Origin of the sequence: Kribbella sp. VKM Ac-2568 (genome assembly GCF_004345365.1) — a bacterium.
GTDB lineage: Bacteria > Actinomycetota > Actinomycetes > Propionibacteriales > Kribbellaceae > Kribbella > Kribbella orskensis.
On record NZ_SLVF01000023.1, the window covers coordinates 16,661 to 37,755 of the forward strand.

The window sequence follows — 21,095 nt, forward strand, 5'->3', positions numbered from 1 at the left end:
TGCGCGACACGATTTTCGACGGCCTTGGGGTCTCGTCGCGGGTCTCCGGCGTCGCCGGGGCAGCGGTGTCGAGAAACCATCGTTATTCGACACCCCACCCGACAGACCGCCCGGACCTCGACACGCCGCACATCGGGTGTCGAAAAACGTGTTGCAAACCCGGAGTGGCTAACAACTCCGCACCCACCCTTTTTCTACAGGCGGGCGTGACCGCGCCCGATCTCGACCACCGCTCCGCGTTGCTGCTCGATCCTGATCCCCTCGGTGCTATCGGTGGCGGCATGTCCCTTGGCTACGCCCGCGTCTCTACCAGGGATCAGAATCACGGCCGGCAACTCGACCTGCTACCGCGGCCAGGTGCTCCCGGATCTTCCAGGAGAAGCTCAGCGGCAAGAACGCCGAGCGACCCGAGCTGTGGAAGTGCCTCGAGTTCGCCCGACCCAACGACACCATCACCGTCACCGAATTGTGGCGACTCGGCCGCAACCTCCAAGACCTGATCGCGATCGTCGGCGACCTGCGCCGACGCGAGATCGGGTTCAAGTCCCTGCACGAGGCACTCGACACCACCACCCCCGGGGGTTGGCTCGTCTTCCACGTCTTCGCCGCCCTCGGCGAGTTCATCCGCGAGATGATCGTCCAGGGCACCCGCGAAGGCCTTGACGCCGCCCGGTCCCGCGGCACCCGCCTCGGCCGGCCACCGGCGATGACGACCGAACAGATCCAGCATGCTCGTGACCTGCTCGGCAACCCCGACAACACCGTGTCCTCGATCGCGCGGCTGCTCGGCGCGCTGGTGAAGTGAAAAGCCGCCCATGTGGGCGGCTTTTTCGTGTTCCTTAAACAGGGGAAATCTTATTCCTTTCGGCGTTGTGGAATCGTCTCTTTCGATTGACTGATGCATTCGCGCATCACATAGTAGATCACAGCAATGATGCGTAAATGCATCGGCATTATACAGAAAGGAGGATCATGACAAAACGAAATCGAAAGCGCACCGGTCGCCCCATCGGCAAGGATCGGCGTTTCTCCATTCGCTCCGAGCTGAGGAAAGAGCCGGACATCCAGAGGATCGCCAAAGCCGTCGTCGGTCTGGCACTTGCCCAGGCTCAAATAGAGACCGATGCCGCTGCGCAAAAAGAGGCGGAAACAACCACGAGCGGCGATTCACCTGATCGGGAGGCGCCGAATGCGTAGCCCTCGTCCCGAGATGAAGTGGGCTCGCCTATTTCTGCCGCAGGGCCTCCACCCAGACCAGGTCACCAACACGCTGAGCACAATGGCCACCATGTACGGTGCGCCTCGCGTCGTCATCGAGACCGTTGGCGTTGCCAGCGAAGTGCAGTGGTGGATGGCCAGTCCTGCGCCAGCGCTTCACGTACTCCAGCTCTCAACACACCTGCAGGGCGCTCAACTTGTACCGACCGAGCGCCCTCGTGCTCCACGGCTGCACCATGCCGCCAAGCTCACCATCCCCGGCAACACCGCCAGAGCGCTCAATCTGGATCGCGCAGAGGCAACGTCCCGCGCCATTCTCGGAGTCCTGGGACAGACGGGCAGCGGTGAACGGCTTGTGCTGCAAGTCGTCCTCGGTGATCGGCTTCGGCCCACGGCCCCGGCTGTACCTGCCAAAAGTCCGGCCGGAGCTGCCGGGCGTCGACGCTTGCTTGCCGAGAAGACCGCCGTGCACGGCTTCGGCTGCACAATACGCATCGGCGTGACGGCCGCCAGCACCTCGCGGGGCCGCCAGCTGCTCGGCTCGTTGCTCGCCGCGCTCCGCAGCGCCGAGTCTCCCAAAAGTGGCCATGCAGCTCAAGCGCGAACGAACCGCCGCCAGCCTCATCCAGAAAGGTTGGGGTCGTAACCGGTGTCGGGTTGACCGGTCCGGTGGTGAGTCTGAAGGCTTGCTGTCGGAGGTGGTGATGGCTCGACAGCCTGAGGTGTTCGTTCGTTCGCTGGAGCCCGAGGAGGCACAGCGTCTGGTGCGGATCACGCGGACCACGAGGGATCGGGTGCGGCTTCGCCGGGCGGGGATCGTGTTGGCGTCGGTTCAAGGGCGGAGTGCTGCGGAGGCGGCGGGCATGTTCGCGATGAAGCCGCAGTATGCGCGGGAGGTGATCCACGCGTTCAACGAACAGGGGTTCGCGGCGTTGGACCCAAAATGGAGCGGGGCCGACCGATCAGGTTCGGCCCCCCGGTGCGTGAGACGGTCTGCCGGGTCGCCAAGACCCCGCCGCAGAAGTTGGGTCGGCCGTTCACGACGTGGAGCCTGTCGAAGCTGGTCGAGTACCTGGCCGAGCATAAGAGCATCCGGATCAGCACCGAGTCGGTGCGCCAGATCCTGCGCAAGGCTGGGATCAGGTGGCAGGCGACCAAGACCTGGAAGGCCAGCAAGGACCCGGACTTCGCCGCCAAGATGGCTCGTGTTCTCAGCCTGTACGACCATCCGCCGGCCGATGGGCGCGTGCTGTGCGTCGACGAGTTCGGGCCGCTGAACCTCCAACCCCGCCCGGGCAGAGGATGGTTCCCCACCGCTCGCCCGGCCAGGCTGCGGGCCACCTATCACCGCACCGGCGGGGTGCGGCACATGTTCGCCGCGCTGGACCTGGCCACCGGGCAGATGTTCTACCGGTTCCGCGACCGCAAACGCTGGACCGAGTTCCTCGGCTTCCTCAAACAGCTCCGGTCCAGGTACCCGGCCGGGAAGCTGTACGTCGTGTGCGACAACTACGGGCCACACAAGAAGGCCGAGGTCATCGACTGGTGCAGCGCCAACGATGTCGAGCCGGTGTTCACGCCGAGCAACGCGTCGTGGTTGAACTGGATCGAGTGCGAGTTCACCGCCCTGCGCTACTTCACCCTCGACGGCAGCGACTACCAAAGCCACACCGCCCAAGAGACCGCGATCGCCGGCTACGTCCGCTGGCGCAACAAACGCGCCCAACCCAAACGACACTTCGCCGTCGACTCCAAGATCCGCCGACCCGATTACCTACCCAACGTTGCTTGACGAGGCACTAGCCCACTTCGCCCACAATGACGCCCCGACCTGCCAGCCAGGACCGGGCAGGCGCGTACCCGTCGCGCGGTCCCCCTTGCTCACCTCCGGGTGGGGTGGCGACTCACCGCAGACGGTCCAGACCGACTGGATCCGGGTGCTACGCCGGGCCGAAGGAAGTCGCATTGGGGACTCTCCGGAAATTGATTCCTGATCAGCTCATCCCACGGACGCCATGTCGTCTCCACCAACCCCGGCTTGCGCCGCGAGGTGCGGCTGCCCCGGCGATCAAGAAACTCGGCTGCTTTCAGCAAGTGCCAGCTGAACTGGCACGCGTGCCCTGGACTTGAGCCGACTCCAGACTTCGACTCCTTCTGCGCCTTAGCGAATTCGATCCAGAGCTGAGAGACGTGATACGACAGTTCCGGATCCAGACTGAGCACGAAGTCGGCATTCTCGACGACGGACCCGACGATCTCCTCGTGCAGAAAGCGCCGACTCAGGTGCTCATGCCAGAGAAGCTGAGAGTTGCGCGGGTCATGCGGCTCAGCCTCCGACAATTCACGTCGTGTCAGATTCTCGAAGTTCACCCTCTTTCTGCGCTCCGCTATTGCGGGCCAGCCGACCGCCAGCACCCCAAGAGCGATCGGCACCAGCAGAACTTCGAGAACGTCCTTGACCGACTCGAATCCAAGATTCATGCCGCCTTCCTTTCAGCTGAGAAACAGGCCACGCTAGAGCACTCGACCTCCTCGGAACGGGCCGAGACCAGAGACCCTCTGCCACCTGCTCAACACGTGCGGTCTGTGTTCGCGGCCGCCGCCCGGTTCAACCGAAAGTCCGCGATCTCCGTATACCCCACGGTCATGTGTCGATCGCCGGAAGGCCGCGCGACTCGTCGCGTTGTCACGCCGAGCGCAGGAGCCAAGGCTTCTCGCGAAGGAGTTCGCCGACCTGAGCCCGCCGGGTGAGTTCCAGCTTCGAGAGCACGGCGTGCACGTGGTTCTTCACGGTCGCCACGCTCAGGTAGAGCTCGGCCGCGATCTCCTTGTTCGTGTAGCCCTGCTCGAGTAGGCGGACGGTCTCGGCCTCGCGGCGCGTCAGCAGTTCGGCCGCCGCGACGATCTCGCACGACTCACGTCGGCGGCGGAGCTCGTCGACGAGCGATCTCGTCACCCTCGGGTCACAGGTCGTCTCACCCCGCAGCGCCATGCCCAGCACGCCGACGAGCTCCTCCAGCGTCGCGTCGCGCGGCACCCAGGCCACCAGCCCGGCATCGGCGTACGCGATGACGTCGTTCGCGCTCGGGGACGCGGTGAGTGCCACGACCGGCACCTCGACCAGCTGGTCCGTGAGGTCACGCACCGCCGAGAGCGCCCCGCTCGCGGTGATGTCGTAGAGCACGATGTCCACCTCGGAGTCCCACGCGGTCCCGGCGACCGCGAGCGAGTCGTGGACGACCACGAGATCGTCAACGAGGTCGTCGCGCCGCAGGCAGGCGCCCACGGCCTCGGCGAACAACCGGGCCGTCGCGTACAGCAGCACGCGAGCCACGGCTCAACTCTGCGCTGTGGCCGGCCCGTCGGACGGAGGCTGTGTCTCCTGCGCCGTCGGTGCCTGCTGGGTCTGCGGGGGCTGCTCGGTCGGAGCCTGCTGCGTGGTCTGCTCGGCCTGCGGGTACTGACCGGTGGGTGCCGGCTCGCCCTTCCCGCCTCCGCCGTCGGTGCCCTGCTCCGTCGGCTGGGTGTCGGGCTTCTGACCGCCTTGCCCGACGCTGCGGCACGGGTCGAGCTGGTCCACGTCGTCCGTGTCATCGTTGGGCGGCTTCGGCGGCTTCTTCGGCTTGGAGCACCGCAGGACGTCGTCGATGAACGCGCCCTCCGCGTCCTGGCCCTTCGACCGCTCGTCGTCGAGCTGCTTCTTCTTCTCCAGCCACGTGATGGCACCGGCAACGCACACGTCCCAGGCGTAGAGCCGGAACAGCTCATCGAGGAGGTCATAGATCCGGCACACGAAGGTACTCGGGTCGGTGAGCTTGCGACGCAGCTCGACGTACGCCCTGCGGTAGTGCAGCTGCATGACGAAGGCGCGCTCGGCGTCGATGGTCTTGTCGCAGATCTTCGTGTTGAGGTCCTTGACCTTCGCGGCCAGCTGCTCGACCGTCGCCTTCAGGCCGTTCGGGAGGCCGGTCAGGTCGTCCAGTCTGCTCTTGTGCGCCTCGATGGCGGAGGTGACCGCGTCCTGCGCGGTCCGCAGCTCCTCCAGGTCGGCCGGGTTCCGCCGTTCCGCCTTCGGGCACGGGTTGTCGGGCATGGTGATGGGCGACGCACCACCCGATTCCTGCGTGACCTTCTTGCAGAAGCACCGGATGAGGTCGTCCCGCCGATCGGTGACCTGGCACTCGAGCGTCTTCTTGATCGCCTTCAGGTCCTGGAGCAGTTGCTCGAGCCCCGACTTCTGCGCGGCGAGCGCGTCCTCGTAGGTGACCTGGATGCCCTTGACCGCGGTGGTGCGGGTCTTCATGTCGTCGAGCGCCTTCTTGCGGTGCTCGCTCACCACGGAGTCCTGCGCGACGAAGCACTGCAACGCGATGTACGCGTCGGTCGGATCCTTGCAGCCGCCGCCACCGGACGGTGCCGAGTTGCTCCCTTCCTGACTGCCCTCTGTGGACATCGGACCCCACCTCCTCGCGCCGGCTCGACCGGTCGGACGGGCCCGACACCGAACTTCGCAGCGTCCCGTCACGTCACCGTCGCCGTGGTGTCACCAACTCCGACGCGCCGGGGGCGGTCAGGTCGACGCCAGCCAGGCCGGACGTAAGACCTCGCTCATCGCGACGCACACGCCAAGCAGCGGATCGGGTTGGCACGTGTCTAGCGTGGCCGCGTACATCCATCTGGCGGAGAAGTTCGGCTGCACACCACCCGGGCCCGGCGGATCAGGTGAGCTTCTGCCCGCGAGCCGCTGGACATGATCCGAGCGAAACCGTCATGCACTACGGCTTTGTGTGTTCGGCCGCGAACTCTTCCGCCAGGCGACGCATCGTCTCGATTCGGCTCCGTTCCACCCCGGCAGTCTCGAGCGCCTTGATGTTCTTGTCGACGACCTCCTGAGCACTCATCCCCGCAAGTTTGTCGCGATCGTGCAGCCCGAGATCTCTCTGCGCGGCACCAATCGCGTCGTGCTCGTCCTTGTCAACGGCCAAGCTGGGATTCGCCCGCGCGACCGGACCCTTTCCTCGCTCCTCGATGACTCCGGTCGCCTTCAGGTACCCGGCCTGGACTACCTCATGGCCCGCGAGTCGATCGCCACGGCGAGGCTCGGTGTTGAAGGATCCGTAGACGTCGATGTCACCTGGTTTGAGTTCTGTCTTGCCACTTTCGTATGGCGCACGCTCCGGCCCAATGAACTCAGGCATCACTTCGGGGCCAAGTTCCTCATACTCGGGTTTCCCACTGGGCGAGCCGCCTCCAGACTGCTTGACCGCTTGACTCTTCTTCTGCTTCTTCTTCGGGCCTGATTTGGACTTCGGAGGACTGCTCGTCCAGATGTAATTGAATCTCGTCGGTGTTTCCAGCACTGAAATACTGGTGAGGACTGGATGGCTCGCCTGGGTGGCGCTCGCGATTTCTTCTGCTTGTTCACGCTCGATTCCTTCGCCGGTGTCGGCCTCGGCGTCCCGCCTGTCGATGTCGGCGAGCGCGGCGGCGATCTTGGCCTCCTGTTCCGCGTCACCACCGTGTGGGTCCTTGTCGTCCTTGCCGAACCCCAACAGCCTTCCGGCGGCCTTGACGAGCTCGACCGCTTTGCCGATGAGCCAGCGGATGGAGGCCTCGACGGGCTTCCGAATGCGCTGGATGAACTTGGCGATGGTCGCGCTGAGGTTGTCCAGCCCCAGCAAGCTCGCCAGCAGGCCGATGGCAACGGGGATGGAGCGCGCGAGGGCATCCTCGACCCGCTGCGCGGCCCCGCCGAGCGAGCCACGGGCGATGGCGCCCACCGACTCGGTGACGGCCTTGACGAGGTCGGCCACCTGCTTGGCCCGCTCTACGAAGAACATGACGATGTCGTAGATCGCCTTGCAGGCCTTGATGAACGCACCCACCGGTGTCAGCAGGCCAAGGATCCACTTGATCCCCGCCTCGACCACGTTCGTGATCAGCCAGCTCTGGATCTCATCGAGCAGCATCGCCTTGAGGTCGGACAGCTTCTCCTTGATCCACTTCCACAGGCCCGCCGGCCCCTCACGGACCAGCACGATGACCGGCTCGGCGAACATCTCCAGGGCGTGCACGATCGGCTCCCCGACGATCTCGACGGCGATGCGTCGGATGTTCTGCCAGGTCAGCCCGAGGACCTGAAGGATCAGCCCGAGGATGCCCGGGAGGTCGAACTTCGCCGGTAGCTGGATCCCGGCCCCGGCGACGGCTCCGAAGATCCAGTCGAGCAGGCCCTTCTGCAGGTGCGCGACGATGTGGTCCTTGAAGTTGGTTACGCCCTGCATCACTGCGCTGATCAGGTTCTTCAGGAACTGGATCGGGTCGGCGATGATCAGCATGACCACCGAGGCGGCCTCGGCCAGGACCGAGAGCAGCATCTCCTTGAACTCGAGGATCTTCCTGACCACGCCGATCGTCGCGTCGTAGACGCGCTGCCAGAGGGACTTGTTCTCCTCGCGCAGCCGGTTCTCGGTCTCGGACATGCGCTGGTACGACTCGCCGTACTGCTGGGTCAGCCGCTCGACGAGCCGGTCGCGCCGGTCGTCGATCGACGCCTCCAGCGCGTCGAAGTCGGCACTGACCTTCTGGCGGGCCTCCTCGCCCGCGGCCTTCAGGCCATCATCGAGGCCCGCCACGTACGCGTCCAGCTCCGCCCGGCCGGCGGCCACCCGCTGCTTCGCGGCGGCCAGCTGGCCCTCCATGAGCGCCGCGACCTCGTCGATGGCCCGGCCGACGCGCTCGAGGTACGAGGTACGGCCGGTCGTGAGCGACCGCTCGATCAACCGGTCCCAGTCACTGCCCCACTCGGTGAGCCAGTTGCCGATGCCGCCCTTGGCCTCCTCGAACGCGCGCTCGTACGCCTCCTCGGCCTCGCGCAGCCCGACCGCGAAGATCGCGACGGCGTTGGCGTCCATCGCGGTCAGGATCGCCTCGACGTCGTTGCGGGTCGCCTCGTGGATGGCGGCCACGCGCTCGGTGACCAGGCGGCGTTGCTGGGACTGGCCCGTCCTCGTGGCGTCCTGCTCCCCGACGACCTGGCCGATGAGGTCGAGTCTGTGCGCGCGCATCCCGGTGAGGCCACCATCGAGTCCGGCCACGGCCTGCGTCCGCGCCTCGGCGCGCATCGCGGCCTCGCTCTCGCGGTACTGCGGCGCGGCGCTCGCCTCGTGCGTCTCGGCGGCGCTCCGGGCCTCGAGCGCCGGCGTGAACTCCGGCTCGTTGCCGCGCTGGAGCTGCTCGGTGCTGACCCCGGCCTCGGCCATGGCCTGGTCGGTAGACGACCGGTCCGCGGAGTAGTCCAGGCGCTCGGCCGGCAGCGGTGCGGGGACGACGGGACCTGCCGGAACCGGCTCCGGCGCGGGACCGGTCGGCTCCGGGACGGGCGCGGGCGCCGGCACGCCGGCCTCGGATGCCGGTGCCGCCTCGGCCTGGGCGGCCGACCGGAGGGGGCCCGCCGCCTCCTCGCGCTGGACGCCGAGCTGGGCGTTCAGCTGTGCGCTCGCATCGGTCGCGCCATGCGCCATGACACTCTCGGCCTCCTCCTCCGTCCTCGGCTTCGGCGTGGCCTCGTCGATCGCCCGGCGGAGGGCGTCCTTGAAGGACTGCTTGGGGACCTCGCCCGGCGGCACGGCGTCGATGGCCTCGACGGTGCGCTCGGCCGAGGAGCGGCGCTGTTCGACGTCGGGCTGCCGCGCAGACGCGCTCGCGTTGGCGACCGGCACGGCCGCCGGCGAATGCGCTCGCTGCTGGCTCGCACGACGGGCCACCGCATGCACCGTGGGGGCGATCGCCTCCTCCGCGGATGGGACGGGCGGGACCTCGGCCGTCGCCGGAGCGGACGTGGGGCCACCCGGCGCGGCGCCACCGCCCGGGGCGGACTCCGGCGCCGCAGGCGGCGCGGGCGGAGGGGGCACGGGCGGAGGCGGCGCGGGCGGAGGGGGCGCCGCGGCAGCAGGCTCAGTGGGCGCCGCCGGTGCTGCCGGGGCTGGCTCTTCGGGAGGCGTCCGGTCCGCAACGGGCTCCGGGACGGTGGCCGCCGCCACCTCGGGCACGGGCACGCTGGGAGCCTCCGGCGGCACGCCGGCAGTGGTCTCGTCGAGCACCGCGGCCACGGGCGTCTCAGGAGCGAGGACCGCGCTGACGAGGGGCACGGGAGCCACCGCAGGCTCTGCAAACGGGACCGGCTCGAACGGCACCGGCGCCTCGGCGATCGGCGGCGGGACCTCCGCGACCGGTGCGACGGGCACCGCCGCCGCCCGCGTCTCGTCCATGACGAGGCTCAGCAACCGGGCGGTCCCCCGGTTGCCCCAGCGCTGCTGGAGGTCGACCTGGTCAGGCACCGGCATCCGGCGGCCGGCCGCCGCGCCTCGCTCCGCGACTGGCGGCCGCGGGCGGCTCACCGGTCGCTGGACGCGCTGGCGCGTGACCGGGACGGCCATCAGGCCTCGGACGTGGAGTCACTCGGCGCCGACGAGACGCTCGTGGCCTTCGCCTTCACCCCGGTCGCCTCCTGCTCGGGCTTCGTCTGGTGGTGCGACCGGCAGCACTCGATCGGCTTGACGTACTTCCGACCGCTGAGGTCGAGCTCGCCCAAGGTGTACCCGGAGTCGCCCTCCCCCTCCTGCACCGGACTGATGGTGACGGACGCCAGCAGCACCCAGCTGTGCTCGGCACAGCACCGCCCGGCACACGCCACGAGGCAGGCGCACTCGTCCTGCTCGTCCTGCTCGTCCTTCCCGTCCCCGGCCTCAGCATCCCCATTGACGCGCGCGGTCGCGTCGCCCGACTTCCCCGAGTCCTCGCTCCCACCGGAGTCCTCCGGCGCCGTCCAGCACACGTGGTCTCGGACGGGATCGAGGCGCTGCAGGTCGACCGCCTTGATCAGCACCTGGTCGCGCACTCGGTTGCAGTCGTCGTGCGCAGACTCCGACTCACCGCACCCACACCCGCAGGGTCGGCGCGGCGCGTCCTCGGACGTGGCCCGGCGCATGACGATGGCCAGCGTCCGCTTCTCCATCTCACAGGCGCACGGGTCCGGCGTGAGGTCGAGCACCGCCTCGCGGCAGAGCTCCACGGGCATGCCGTGGTAGTCGACCATGACGCCAGGCTTGATGCGGACGACCGGGCGCTTCACGTCCGGGCGCTCGACCTCGAGCCCGCAGACGATGCCGCAGCCGAGGAACGACCGCAGCACCAGCTGCAGCAACGACACGGGGAACATCGCCGCGGCCGTGAGGGCGTCGGCGTCGACGAGCTGGCCGTCGTGGAACTGCACGCGCTCGACCGTGGTGGGCACGATCACCTGGAGATCGGCGGTCTGGTGAGTACTCATGTCGTCTCTCCCTGTGGTGTCGTGTCGTACGGATCGCCATCGCCCTCGTCGGGCCGGCGGCGGCGGCTCACGGCGAACGGCCAGACGACGTCGTCGCCGGGCCGGCCTTGACAGGGGGCGCAGCCGACGTCGGTGGGCACTGCATTGAGCATGTGGCCGCAGTCGTCGCGGATGAGCTGTCCTCGGAGCGTGATCTCGAAGCGAGCGCCGCGCTCGAAGGAGGACCACTCGTCGTTGGTCTCGTTGCGGCGCCAGTTCGATGTGGGGACGAGCTGTACGCCGCGGGCGAGATCACCATCGACCGACAAGGGATGAACGGCGATCGGCACTCGTGCCGCTTCCCAGTAGTCGGCCCGTCGTTCCGGCACCAGGACGGTCAGGATGGCAGAAGAAGGAGTGACCGTGTTCGTCCTGACGGGCCGCGTGAACCAGATCGCGAACCCGTCGTCTGCATGGTCCTCATCCACGTCCTGGATGCGAGCCACGAAGTCGTCCCACGTGACGGGACGGCTGGACATCGTCCACCACGCGGGCCAGGACACACGTTCGACACGGGGCAGGTCGACGTCGCAGCAGCTGAGCAGCTCATGAAGAAGCGGAGACCGGTACACGTGGCGCACCGGCGAACACTCGTCGGTGCAGACGCGGTCGATCACCAGGCAGGGCGCGTCCTGATGGCCCTGGTGCTCGTCTCGACGAGCCTTCCCAGTTTCCTCGCCATGCGTGTCGCCGCCCGTCTCGTCGCCCTCGCTTCGATCGCTGATCTGGACGCAGGCGATGGGCACCCCCGCGGCCGGGTCGTAGCACCAGGAGCCGCACCGGGCTGGTCGCAACGAGCCGGGTCGATCGCAGGCCTGATCGAGGTCCGAGGACCGTCCAGGTGAGCCCTTGGCCGATCCGATCCGACGGCGCACGTAGTCGGTGCGGGTCAGGCAGAGGTCGTTCAGGTCCGGGCAGCCGTCGTCGAAGGGCTTGCAGTCCGGCTGCAGGGTGAACACCACGCCGTACTCGCGCCACTGGGGGCCGGTGCCACTACAGGCGTGATCCGGCGGATCGAGCCGCTCGGCGTGGTGCACGAGCAGCGTGTAGGTGCCTTCGCCCGCCGGCACTTTGCCCTCGAGCTGGGCGAGGGACAGCCAGCGATCCTCGGTGTGCAGCATGCGGCCGAAGGCGTCGAGCGCCAGCCCACAGGTGACCCGCACGCAGTCGGCCCTTCTCAGTCGGTGATCGGGGCCGCTGCCCGGGATTTCGACCCCGAAGCCGAAGACGACGCCCCACCCGTGGAGGGCGACGTTGAGGAGCCGTTGGCGGTCGAGCTCGTCGTCGAGCGCAGCGTTGAGGCGCTGGGCGTCGAGGAGTTGGCGAGGGGCGAACCGCGGCCGTTTCGACCAGGGCTCGTGAGCAGCGACGGTGGTGTTCATGTGAGCTCCTCTTGTCGGCGGGTGGTCATGGTCAGGTCAAGTGGGTCGAGGCGCCGTCGAGCGCCGAGTCGTCGATGGTGGCGAGGCCGGAGGCGGGCACGGGGAGCGCCCAAGCGCCGAGCTCGGTGTCCGTCCCGAGCTCCCTACGCCCGTCGTCGAGGCGGGCCTCCGGGCCGTCCGTGGCGGAGCCGGCGACGCGGAGGTCGACCCCGATGCGAGGGGACGAGGTGCCCGGCATCGGTCGATTGTGGACGACGACACGACAGTGGGCGGGGGCGAACACCGAGAGGATGCGGTCGACGATCGAGCGCGCTCCGGCCCGCTGGTCGGCCGGCAGCGCGAGGCTCACCTCGAGGAGTCCGGCGCGCTCGGCGACCACGCGATCGGGGTCGACGCAGGCGCTGCCGAGCGGGCTGGCCCCGAGCACGGCGGTCCCGGCACGGAAGGGCGCCGGCTGCGCCCCGGCGACGACCGTGTCGATCCCGAGCCGGAATCCGCGCGGCCGATCGCGGCGCGGGAGGAACCACCACGACGGCTCGTCGCTGTGGTCGCGGACAATGACTCGATGCCCGGTCACGATCTCGAGTGCGCGCACCAGCGCTCGTTCCGTGCCCCGCGCCTCCTGCAGCTGCGGCAGCTCGCGCAGGAGCGTCCGGCGCCGGTCCTGCGCGAGGTCCTCGAGGAGCGGTAGGCCAAGCCAGCCCAGCAGCACCGGCGTCCACTCGTCGTCCGCGGTGCCGGGGTCGATCCGCGACGGCAGGGCATCGATCCGTGCGTCGAGCCCGTCGAACAGGACCTCGAACGGGGCGAGGAGACGACGCAGCTGCGATGCCGAGGCCGGATCCTCGCTGTAGACGGCCGGGAGGTCGTCGACGTAGGAGGCCGACGGGTACGACACGTGGAGTCCGGCGAGCGTCGGGGGTTCCGCGCCGGCCGCGGTTGTGAGGGTGACCCGCAGCCACAGGTACTGCTCGGGCCGGTCGATCGACGCGGCCAGGAGCTCCGGCGCCCCGCCCGCGCCACCGTCGGAGCCCTCCGGGGAGTCGTAGACGACACAGTCGTGGGCCGGCCAGGACAGGTGGGAGTCGAGCGCCTCGATGCGGTTGCGCGGGGTGAGACCGGGATCGGCCATGATTGCGGCGACGTCCTGGACTGTCGACTCGTCGTCAGTGACGGCCCACGCCAGCTCCATCGTGGTGCCTCGCGGCAACGTCATGTCGACCTCGGCGCGGTTCCACCCTCCGAACGACCGGCCGCGGGGCCCGTCCGCGCGTTCCTGGCCGGCCGGGGAGCGCAGCGTCGGCGTCACGTAGGTCGAGATCCGGCGCGAGGTCGAGGTGGCCGAGGGTTCGAGCACCGCGAGGCCACCGGATCCGACGATCACCACCTCATGGCCAGCAACCACGGCAGACGGACGACCGAGTCGACGCGGCAGCTCCAGCCGGTGTCGCTCGTCGATCTGCCCGTCCAGCGTGAGGACCTCCACGACCGTTCTCCCCGTGTCGTCGGCACGGAGCAGGACCAACCGGTCGTCGGCATCGACCGTGAGCGCACTCACGTCCGCCCCGGGGCCTAGCGGCAGGGCCGCCATCTCGCCGCCCGGCCGCGGCTGTCGCATGACCACGGCCAGGCGCGACGTCCGCGAGGGCACGACGACCACGCCGTCCCGCGTCGCCGCCAGGCGCCCCGAGTCGTCGCCGGCGAGGGGCAGCGGCCCGGGCTCGCCGACCGGCGCACCCCAGCAGTCGAGTCGGACCGGCGTGAGACAGCCCGTCTTCCCGGCCACGAGGACCCAGACGCCGCCCGCCCCGTCGGGGCACAGGGCGATCGGTCGGCGGCCCGTCCCCACCACTGCGTGGGTGATGACGCCCAGCCGCTGGAGGTCGTGAGCCTCATGGCGCTCGACCCCGGCGGACGTCGCGAGCCAGAGCTGGCCGCCGCTGATCGTCAGGGCCACCGGTGCCGCGCCACGGGTGAGACCGCCGAGCTCGGCCACCCCGAGCTCCTCGAGACGCCGGACCGATCGGTCCCCCGGTCGCACCCACAGCGGGCGCCCGCACGGGTCGAGTGCGATCAGCGCGCCGCCATCCGCCGGGCCGGAGCCCGGGACGAGCAGGGGTCGCCGTGAGCGCGGCGGACGGAGCGACCCGCCCAGGACTCCCAAGTCGTCGCGCATGCCGGTGCGCCACTGGGCCTCGGTCGCGAAGTGGTAGCTGGAATCCGGCAGGCGGCTCATGGCCTCACCACCTCCACCCGGAGGTCGTCCTGCGCGGTGACGGCCACCTCGTCCCTGACGAGCTCGATCGGCTGCTCCCCCGTAGGACCGCCGGCGCGGCCGATGGCGCACGACTCGACGGCCAGTACCCCGTCGCACACGGCGGCGAGAGCGGTCACCTCCTCGCAGGTCACGGTCCGCCCGAGGGGCCATGGCGCGATCGCGTCATCGCGGGGCACGTCGGTGAACCGTGAGCACAGGGCCGCCACGACCCCGGCTCGGACCTCCGCCAGGTCGATGCCCGGTGTGGCCAGGAGGGTCAGGTGCACGGACACCGAGGCGATGGAGTGGCCGGCGACGATGAGGCGGTCGCCGAGCACCCGGCGGTCAGCGAGGAGGCGCCGGACCGCCTCCAGGTAGGCCGGACGGGGAGCGGTCGCGGCGACGCCGAGGCCCCGGTGCGGGATGACGACCAGCGTTCGCGTGCCGTCGATGCGCCGGGCGGGCACGTCCGGGTGGAACCCGTCAAGCACCTCGGCGCGCGCCACGGCGAATCCGGGCAGCGGGCGAGCCGCGGCGGCGAGCTCCTCATTGGTGAGCAGGGCCGTGCGCGTGATCGCGGTGCGCCGGGCGGCCGCCAGCAGGCCGGCACCGTCGGTAGGCCCACGGCCGGGGCCGATCGAGTCGACGGTGGTGGCGAACGCGTCCCCGTCGGGGTCGAGGGCCGGGACGTTCCAGACGAGTCCCGCACGGACCCGAACGCGGTCGCCGAGCGTCCGGGTGACCGGCCCGGTGCGGATCACGGCGTCCGGTGCCGGTACGCGGCCGTTCACGCCGTTCCCGAAGACCAGCGCATCCGGTCGCCGCACGTAGACGCGGTCGTCGGGTCCGGCGTCGACCAGCGTCGGACGCTCCTCCCACACATCTTCACCGACCCGGACCTCGAGTGCACCGGCGTCCACCAGGTCGGTGCTGTCGAACGCGACCTCCTGGTCCGGCAGGCCGGTGCCCCGGTGCCCGCGCGCCGACTCGTCGAGAACCTGCTGGACGACGGGAAGCACGTTGACCTCGACCCGGAGGATGCGGCGCTCGAGGGGAACCGCGTCCGCGTCGAGCACGAGGCGGAGCTCGGACGGATCGACCGACGTCCTCGCATCGCTCGTGGGCACCTCGACGATCACGGCGCCGGTCCGCGCCAGCGCGGCCGTGCCGTCGGAGACGAGCTCGGCCGTCGCCCAAGGCTCCTCGCCGCGGCGGTGCTCGAAGCGCAGCGGCCCCCAGGAGTGCGCGGAGGGCTCAGGGGGCTCTCCGGGCGGTGGCTCGACGGCGAAGCCGATCGACACCGGCCCCGGTGGCCTCCCGACGAGTGGCCGATCGAAGCGCAGGGTCAACGTCGTGCGACCGCCGGGACCGGCCGGAACGAGCGAGATCGGAGCCATGCGAGCACCGTCGTGGGGCACGGCGACGGGGGTGCGATCGCCGCACACGACCAGCTCGGTCAGGCGAGCGGGTGAGACGTGGAGCGCCTCCTCGAGCACGAAGGGCAGGTCGGGCTCCGTCGCGCACGTCACCGTGGTGCCCGCGACGAGCGCCCGCTCGGCGCGGATCGACCGCTCGGGCCACAGGAGGCCGTGAGCAGGAATCGGACCACTCGGTCCCGCGCCGAGGAGGGCGGCGAACGCCGCCAGGTGCCGGTCACCGACGAACCCGACCCGGTACGCTTGCTGGTCGACGATCCACGCCAGCAGGTCGAGCAGGGTCATGCCCGGGTCGTGGAGGTTGTGGTCGGTCCAGCCGGGCGCGAACCGAGGGATCTGTCCGCGAGCCCGCTCGACGAGCTGCTCGAAGGTCGTGGTGTCGAGGTCGGGGACGATGGAGGTCATGGCTCGACCATCGGTTCGACGTGCACGGCGACGTCAGGGACCGCCGCGCAGATGAGCCCATCGGCCGGCATGACGTCGAGGTCGTCGTGCCCGTCAACGCGGCGAAGCTCGACGTCGACCACGCGGTCGATGCCGTCCACGTGGTGCAGTGCCCGCAGGACATCGCTCTCCCAGAGGCGCCGCCCGAACGGCCACCCGCCCGAGCCGCCGGGGCCGCCCTCGGTCGGATGGAGCAGCGCGACCAGCCTGTCCGTCGCGACCTGCTCGACCTGGGCGGCGAGATCCCCCCGCGCCCGCAACCTCACGGAGACCGCCACGGGCACGTACGTCGGTGGGGCGACGCGCAGCCGGCGCGCCACCAGGCCGCCCCAGCCGGCCGAGCGCAGCTTCCTCGCCACCGCAGCCCGGAGCGCGAGGGACGGCACGGGGCGACGTGTCCCGTCCCGGATCGCGATGGCGACTACGACCGGGTCGCCGGGGTGCGCGGGCGGGGTGCACCGGGCCCTGACGATCTGCGCGGCGGCCGCGACGGCCAGCGCCTGGTAGTCGGCGACCGCAAGGGCGCGGCCTGCGGAGCGCAGGCGGGCTGGTGCGGTGACGAGCAGGGCCGTCGGCTCCAGGCTGGCGACTCCCCCGGCGGCGTCGACCGGCAGCACCACCGACTCGATGCCCTCGAGCGCCGACTTCACCGCCACGTCACTCCAGGCGGGCGCGTTGCCCTGGGGGCCTCCGCCCTGCTGGTACCGGAAGGCGCGGATGGCATCGCTGCCGGCCGGCGGGACCTTGCCCTGCCGGCCGTCGCCGAAGGTGACACCGCCGGTCCGGGGATCCAGTCGGTACACGCGCGCGTCGCCGTCGGCGCCGATGAAGGAGTCGACCAGGCGCCAGAGTACCCAGGTGCCGTCGATCCCGTCGACCTGCACGGCGGCGCGCGGCACCTCCGACGGAGGACGACCAGAGCGGAGCCTCGAGCGGCGCAGGTCCGCCTCGAGCGCCCGGAGCTCGTCCTGGCCGAGCTCCTCCCGCACGCGCATCTCGACGGTCTCCGGCAGGACGGGCTGCTCCGCCAGTTCGAGGACCAGGGACGGCTCCCCGCGGCTCGAGCCCAGGATCTCCTGCACGATGGTCCGGGCCTGTTGGGCGGGAACCGCGTTCACGAACAGTCCACGCACGACCGGTCTCCAGTCCCCGGTCGCTCCGGTCACGCACCGCAGCCGCAGCCAGAAGCCCTCGCGTCCGAACCGTGCAGCCCGGACCGGCGGCGTTGACGGGAACACCTGGACCAGGCCGGTGCGGTGCAGCGCCACGGTCTCGTCCTCGACGCCGGCCTGCCGCCATCCGGCGGCGGTCAGCACCTCTGCCGTGAGGGTGGCCCCGACCGCCTGGTCGTCGACGACCGCGAGGAGCGCCAGCGAGCCCACCGGTGGGCGGGTGAGGCAGACGTACAGCGCCGGGCCGTCGACCTCGGAGTCGAGGGCGCGGGCGCCCGAGAACAACGCGAAGCGCGCCTGGTCCGCCGCGCTGGCCTGGGTCTGGTCCAGGGTCGCCAGGTTGTCGCGGACCAGCACGCACTCGGGTGCCACCCGGCCGTCCAGGACGAACGAGGCCTCGATCGACACGATCTCCGGCGGGTGCATCCCGGTGGTGTCGATGTCCGCCGACTGGATCGTCGTGTTCCCGGTCGTCTGCGACGTGACGACGTACTTCGGGCGGCCGTAGTCGCCGCCCACGAGCCGGGCGCGGATCCAGAGGTCCTCGCGACCGCCGATCTCGGTCGGCGCGAGGGCCGCGGGGACCCGGAACGAGACCGTGCCGCCGGCTGCCAGTTCACGGGTGCGGTCGACGAACCCGTCCTCGAGCCGCCGCCACCCGTCGCCGTCGAAAAACTCCCACGAGAGTTCGGGGTTGTCGAAACCGCGCTCGAGCACTCGATCGGTCCAGGCGCCGATGGTCGCATCACCCAGCACCACTGCCGACCCGGACGCCGGAACGGTCGTCCAGGCGGTTCCCGTCCGCCACCACCGCCCGTCGGTGCTGCGCGCGTCGGCGCCCACGACGAGCAGCTCCGGATCGCCGTCGTCGAACCGCACCACGTCGCCTGCCTTGACGGCCGACCCGAGGTGCACCAGTGTTCGCCGGTCCGCCGGATCCACGGTCCCGGACGCAAGCACCTTCGTCGCGGTGTATGTGACGTCGTCGTCGACGGCGGTGCCGGCGAGGGGCGGGTCGAGGGTCGCGATCCGGAACCCGGGCTCCGTCACGTCGTCGATGGCGGTGACCTTCGTCGACGCGGTGCCGATGACCAGGCGATCGTCGACGTCGGTGAGCGAGTCGTTGGCCTCCAACCGCAGCTGCCCACCGGCACGGGCCTTGCCGATCACGTCGTGTGCGGCAGTCCCGAGGCGCCGAAGGAACCGGTACGTCGTGGCCCCCTGGAGGCCGCCGCCGATCTCGTAGACGCGGTCGTCGCCGGACGCGTTGATGATCCGGGCCGCCGCGAGCTCCTGCACCCGTGACGCCTGGGCCCACTCGAGATCCACGTAGTGCGACGCGTCCGTCTCGTTCGTGATGGCGAGCCCGTCGCGCAGGTCCGCGGTCAGCGGGACGCCCGCCTCCAGGTCGACGGGGGCGACAACGAGTGCCTCGCCCGTCCGGGGCAGCACCAGCAGGGGTCGCTGAGGCCCTTGCGCCACCGGGGGCCCGACGATGACGAGGTCCGTGGGCGGCAGGTCGGCCGTGTCGTGTGGCAGGGCGGCTCGCTTCCTGGAGTTCTCGTCGAACCACACCAGGACCGAGCGATTCCCCTGGCCATCGGACGCGACGGCCGTGGTGAGCGGCTGCGTCGCCCAGGGGGCCCACGGCTGCGCGGCCACGCGCAGCGAGCTCCCGGAGGCAGCGGCGAACCCCGGGAAGCTCGCGTCGCGGCGCGTGCCGACGGTGCCGTCGGTCCGTCCGGTCCAGGCGGCGATGCCGACGTTGTCGTCGGCCCACGCCGCCCAGAGCTGTTCACCGGCGCCGGTCCGCACGTGTCGCGTGGCGGCCGGGCGGACGTCGGCGCGCGCACCCATCGCGGCCAGCTTCCTCCAGGTGACGGCGAGGCCGCCGGCCCCGGGACCGATGCGTCCGAGCCACGTCGAGCCCTCGTCGGCGACGAGGACGATGTCGATGGTGACCGACGCTGCCCCGCCCTGCGCGGATGTCCCCCGCACCAGCGTCATCGCCACCGGCTGGTCGAGATCGGGGCCGCCCACCCCCGCCGACGACACGGTCTGCCACACGGTGTCGGGACCGCTCGCCGCCAGGCCGCAGGTTCGGAGCTGGCCGTCGACGACGCGCAGGAGACGGACCGGGCTCGGGGCGCCCGGCAGCGCACCCCTGACCAGCACGACGTCGTCGAGCGCGGCGTCGCCGCCGGCATCCGCGGGGACCGGCAGCCACGTGCCAGCGAAGGCGCCGTCGACGACCATCGTGTAGACGAGCGCTCCGGTCCGATCGCGAGCCACGAGGACGTCGAAGGTGAAGAAGCCGGCCGTGCGCGCCACGAGCAACCCGGCCGCGCCGTCGAGCACCACCGCCGTGGCGCCGCCGGTCGCCTGGCCCGGCAGCGCTCTCCAGCTCACGTCGGACCCGGACGAGATCGTCAGGGAGTAGAGCAGGCCGCCGACGTCGATGCCGTAGGCCGTCGTGCCTGCCGCGTTCACCTCGCCGTCCCGCGGGGCCGTCAGCGCGAGCAACGACGCGTCCGCCACGCGGATGTCGAGGTCCACCCTCGCGCCCGGCTTCGAGAGCGCCTCGGGCGCGGCGAACGAGAAGATGTCGAAGCGGGCGGGCGTGGGCCCGAACGGCAGGAAGCGGCCGGTTACCGCCAGGGGCATCGCGTTGTGGAATGCGTGGATGATCGTGGTGCTGCCGATCGGCGTTGGAGGCGGCGTCGTGGCCGCGGAGGAGGACGGCTCGGACGAGACCCGCAGGGCGACGTGGTCGACGGGATCCGCCACCCCCTCCGTCGTGATGGGCACCGGGTGGACGATCCGGAGCCAGCGGTTCGTGCGGCCTTCGACCTCGATCTTGTCGACGGATCCCTGCCAGGACTTGCGCAGAGTCACCGTGGTGGCCGAGCCGCCGACCAGCTCGAGCTCGTGCCACCTCGGGGCGTCCTCCCCCGACCGCGTCCCCCACATCGCGTACTGCAGGTCTAACGCGGCCAGCCGCCGGGCCAGCCCGGACGGCGTCAGCACGAGCTCGATGCGGGCCGGCTGCTCGAGGTTGAACAGGGACTCGTGACCGATGTGGACGGCGTGCTCCTGGAGGTTCCGCAGGGAGAAGGACTCCAGGGCCTCGATGCGCTCGAGCGGGGTACTGGCGGGCACCGCGGCCTCCAGCGGGTCGAGCAGCGTCACGAGGTCCTGCTTCACGTCGCCGACGCGGTACGCCACGCCCAGGATTCGGACCTGGTCACCGGGCTCGATCCCCAGGGCCGGCGTGACCTGCAGCATGGTGCTGGCCGCCCCGGCGGCGGTCGCCACCTGGTGGCCCGCGACGGCGGCCGGCGGCGGCTCCGTCGCGATGACGCGACCCGGCGCACGCTCGACGTGGTCGGTGCCGGGGTCCACCGCGACGACGTCGGCGATCCGGCACGGGCTCACCTGGAGCGCCCGTGCCGTCTCGAAGACGACCTCCTCCCCCTCGACGCTCACGCCGAGCTGGGTCCGGAGCGGTACCAAGGTGCGCGCGGTCCGCGACTCCTCGGGGACGAGGACGAGGGTGGCGGTCGCGGCCTGCGGTGCGGGCGGAGGGATGTCGAGGGTGTCCGCGAAGGCCAGCGCATCGCGCTCGGCCGTGCGATCGAGCTGGGTCGTCGTCACCTCGGCCAGGAGCCCGGCGATCTCGACGAGGGCACGCCCGAACGAGTCCGGCGCGGTCGCGACGCCCCATCCGGGAGTAATGGCCGAGCCGATGCGGTCCAGCTCGGCCCTCAGCTGCGCGGCTCGACGGGCATCGGTGGTCGGGAGCTGTTCGGGCATCGC

General features: G+C 70.5%; 11 protein-coding genes and 1 pseudogene. 3 read left to right on the forward strand and 9 right to left on the reverse strand.

What is annotated here, in order from left to right:
* Positions 1–361 precede the first annotated feature (361 nt).
* The 3 genes and pseudogenes from EV648_RS40950 to EV648_RS40960 form a co-directional block, all read left to right on the forward strand.
* A pseudogene (locus EV648_RS40950) lies at positions 362–805 on the forward strand (recombinase family protein); the annotation flags it as partial.
* Between the two features lie 167 nt (positions 806–972).
* Entirely contained in the window at positions 973–1,197 is a 225-nt protein-coding gene (locus EV648_RS40955; RefSeq protein ID WP_132301644.1) for a hypothetical protein, read from the forward strand.
* Between the two features lie 964 nt (positions 1,198–2,161).
* Positions 2,162–3,010 carry an IS630 family transposase gene (locus EV648_RS40960; RefSeq protein WP_241996103.1) on the forward strand — a complete coding sequence of 283 codons (849 nt, stop codon included), beginning with the start codon at positions 2,162–2,164 and terminating at the stop codon, positions 3,008–3,010.
* A gap of 89 nt (positions 3,011–3,099) precedes the next feature.
* On the opposite strand, the gene EV648_RS40965 is transcribed toward EV648_RS40960, so the two are convergent.
* The 9 genes from EV648_RS40965 to EV648_RS41000 all read right to left on the reverse strand — a co-directional run bounded on the left by EV648_RS40965 (position 3,100) and on the right by EV648_RS41000 (position 21,092).
* The gene (locus tag EV648_RS40965; protein WP_132301646.1) at positions 3,100–3,699 is read right to left on the reverse strand and encodes a hypothetical protein; all 600 of its coding nucleotides are present in this window, start codon (positions 3,697–3,699) and stop codon (positions 3,100–3,102) included.
* Between the two features lie 205 nt (positions 3,700–3,904).
* Positions 3,905–4,552: a response regulator transcription factor gene (locus EV648_RS43615; protein ID WP_199235130.1), complete on the reverse strand. Its 648-nt coding sequence runs from the start codon at positions 4,550–4,552 to the stop codon at positions 3,905–3,907.
* A gap of 3 nt (positions 4,553–4,555) precedes the next feature.
* Positions 4,556–5,671, reverse strand: coding sequence for a hypothetical protein (locus EV648_RS40975; protein WP_132301648.1), 1,116 nt, complete (start codon positions 5,669–5,671; stop codon positions 4,556–4,558).
* 322 nt (positions 5,672–5,993) lie between these two features.
* Positions 5,994–9,656 (reverse strand): hypothetical protein, encoded by a 3,663-nt coding sequence (locus EV648_RS40980; protein WP_132301650.1) that lies wholly within the window; start codon positions 9,654–9,656, stop codon positions 5,994–5,996.
* Positions 9,656–10,549, reverse strand: a complete 894-nt coding sequence (locus tag EV648_RS40985) for a hypothetical protein (protein WP_132301652.1) — start codon at positions 10,547–10,549, stop codon at positions 9,656–9,658. The genes EV648_RS40980 and EV648_RS40985 overlap by 1 nt, the downstream gene beginning before the upstream one ends.
* Positions 10,546–11,970: a hypothetical protein gene (locus tag EV648_RS40990; RefSeq protein WP_132301654.1), complete on the reverse strand. Its 1,425-nt coding sequence runs from the start codon at positions 11,968–11,970 to the stop codon at positions 10,546–10,548. Before EV648_RS40990 ends, EV648_RS40985 begins: the two co-directional genes overlap by 4 nt.
* Positions 11,971–12,001: 31 nt before the next feature.
* Positions 12,002–14,206, reverse strand: coding sequence for a phage tail protein (locus EV648_RS40995; protein WP_158294217.1), 2,205 nt, complete (start codon positions 14,204–14,206; stop codon positions 12,002–12,004).
* Positions 14,203–16,068 (reverse strand): hypothetical protein, encoded by a 1,866-nt coding sequence (locus EV648_RS42945; protein WP_158294218.1) that lies wholly within the window; start codon positions 16,066–16,068, stop codon positions 14,203–14,205. The genes EV648_RS40995 and EV648_RS42945 overlap by 4 nt, the downstream gene beginning before the upstream one ends.
* Complete coding sequence (locus EV648_RS41000; RefSeq protein WP_132301658.1) at positions 16,065–21,092, reverse strand: hypothetical protein; 5,028 nt, start codon at positions 21,090–21,092, stop codon at positions 16,065–16,067. The genes EV648_RS42945 and EV648_RS41000 overlap by 4 nt, the downstream gene beginning before the upstream one ends.
* Positions 21,093–21,095: the final 3 nt, after the last annotated feature.

Bases quoted from the DNA above. Each gene is read 5' to 3' on its own strand.
- EV648_RS40990 (WP_132301654.1), bottom strand. From the start codon at position 11,970: ATGAACACCACCGTCGCTGCTCACGAGCCCTGGTCGAAACGGCCGCGG.
- EV648_RS42945 (WP_158294218.1), bottom strand. From the start codon at position 16,068: ATGACCTCCATCGTCCCCGACCTCGACACCACGACCTTCGAGCAGCTC.
- EV648_RS40960 (WP_241996103.1), top strand. From the start codon at position 2,162: ATGGAGCGGGGCCGACCGATCAGGTTCGGCCCCCCGGTGCGTGAGACG.
- EV648_RS41000 (WP_132301658.1), bottom strand. From the start codon at position 21,092: ATGCCCGAACAGCTCCCGACCACCGATGCCCGTCGAGCCGCGCAGCTG.
- EV648_RS40975 (WP_132301648.1), bottom strand. From the start codon at position 5,671: ATGTCCACAGAGGGCAGTCAGGAAGGGAGCAACTCGGCACCGTCCGGT.
- EV648_RS40980 (WP_132301650.1), bottom strand. From the start codon at position 9,656: ATGGCCGTCCCGGTCACGCGCCAGCGCGTCCAGCGACCGGTGAGCCGC.
- EV648_RS40985 (WP_132301652.1), bottom strand. From the start codon at position 10,549: ATGAGTACTCACCAGACCGCCGATCTCCAGGTGATCGTGCCCACCACG.
- EV648_RS40995 (WP_158294217.1), bottom strand. From the start codon at position 14,206: ATGAGCCGCCTGCCGGATTCCAGCTACCACTTCGCGACCGAGGCCCAG.
- EV648_RS40965 (WP_132301646.1), bottom strand. From the start codon at position 3,699: ATGAATCTTGGATTCGAGTCGGTCAAGGACGTTCTCGAAGTTCTGCTG.
- EV648_RS40955 (WP_132301644.1), top strand. From the start codon at position 973: ATGACAAAACGAAATCGAAAGCGCACCGGTCGCCCCATCGGCAAGGAT.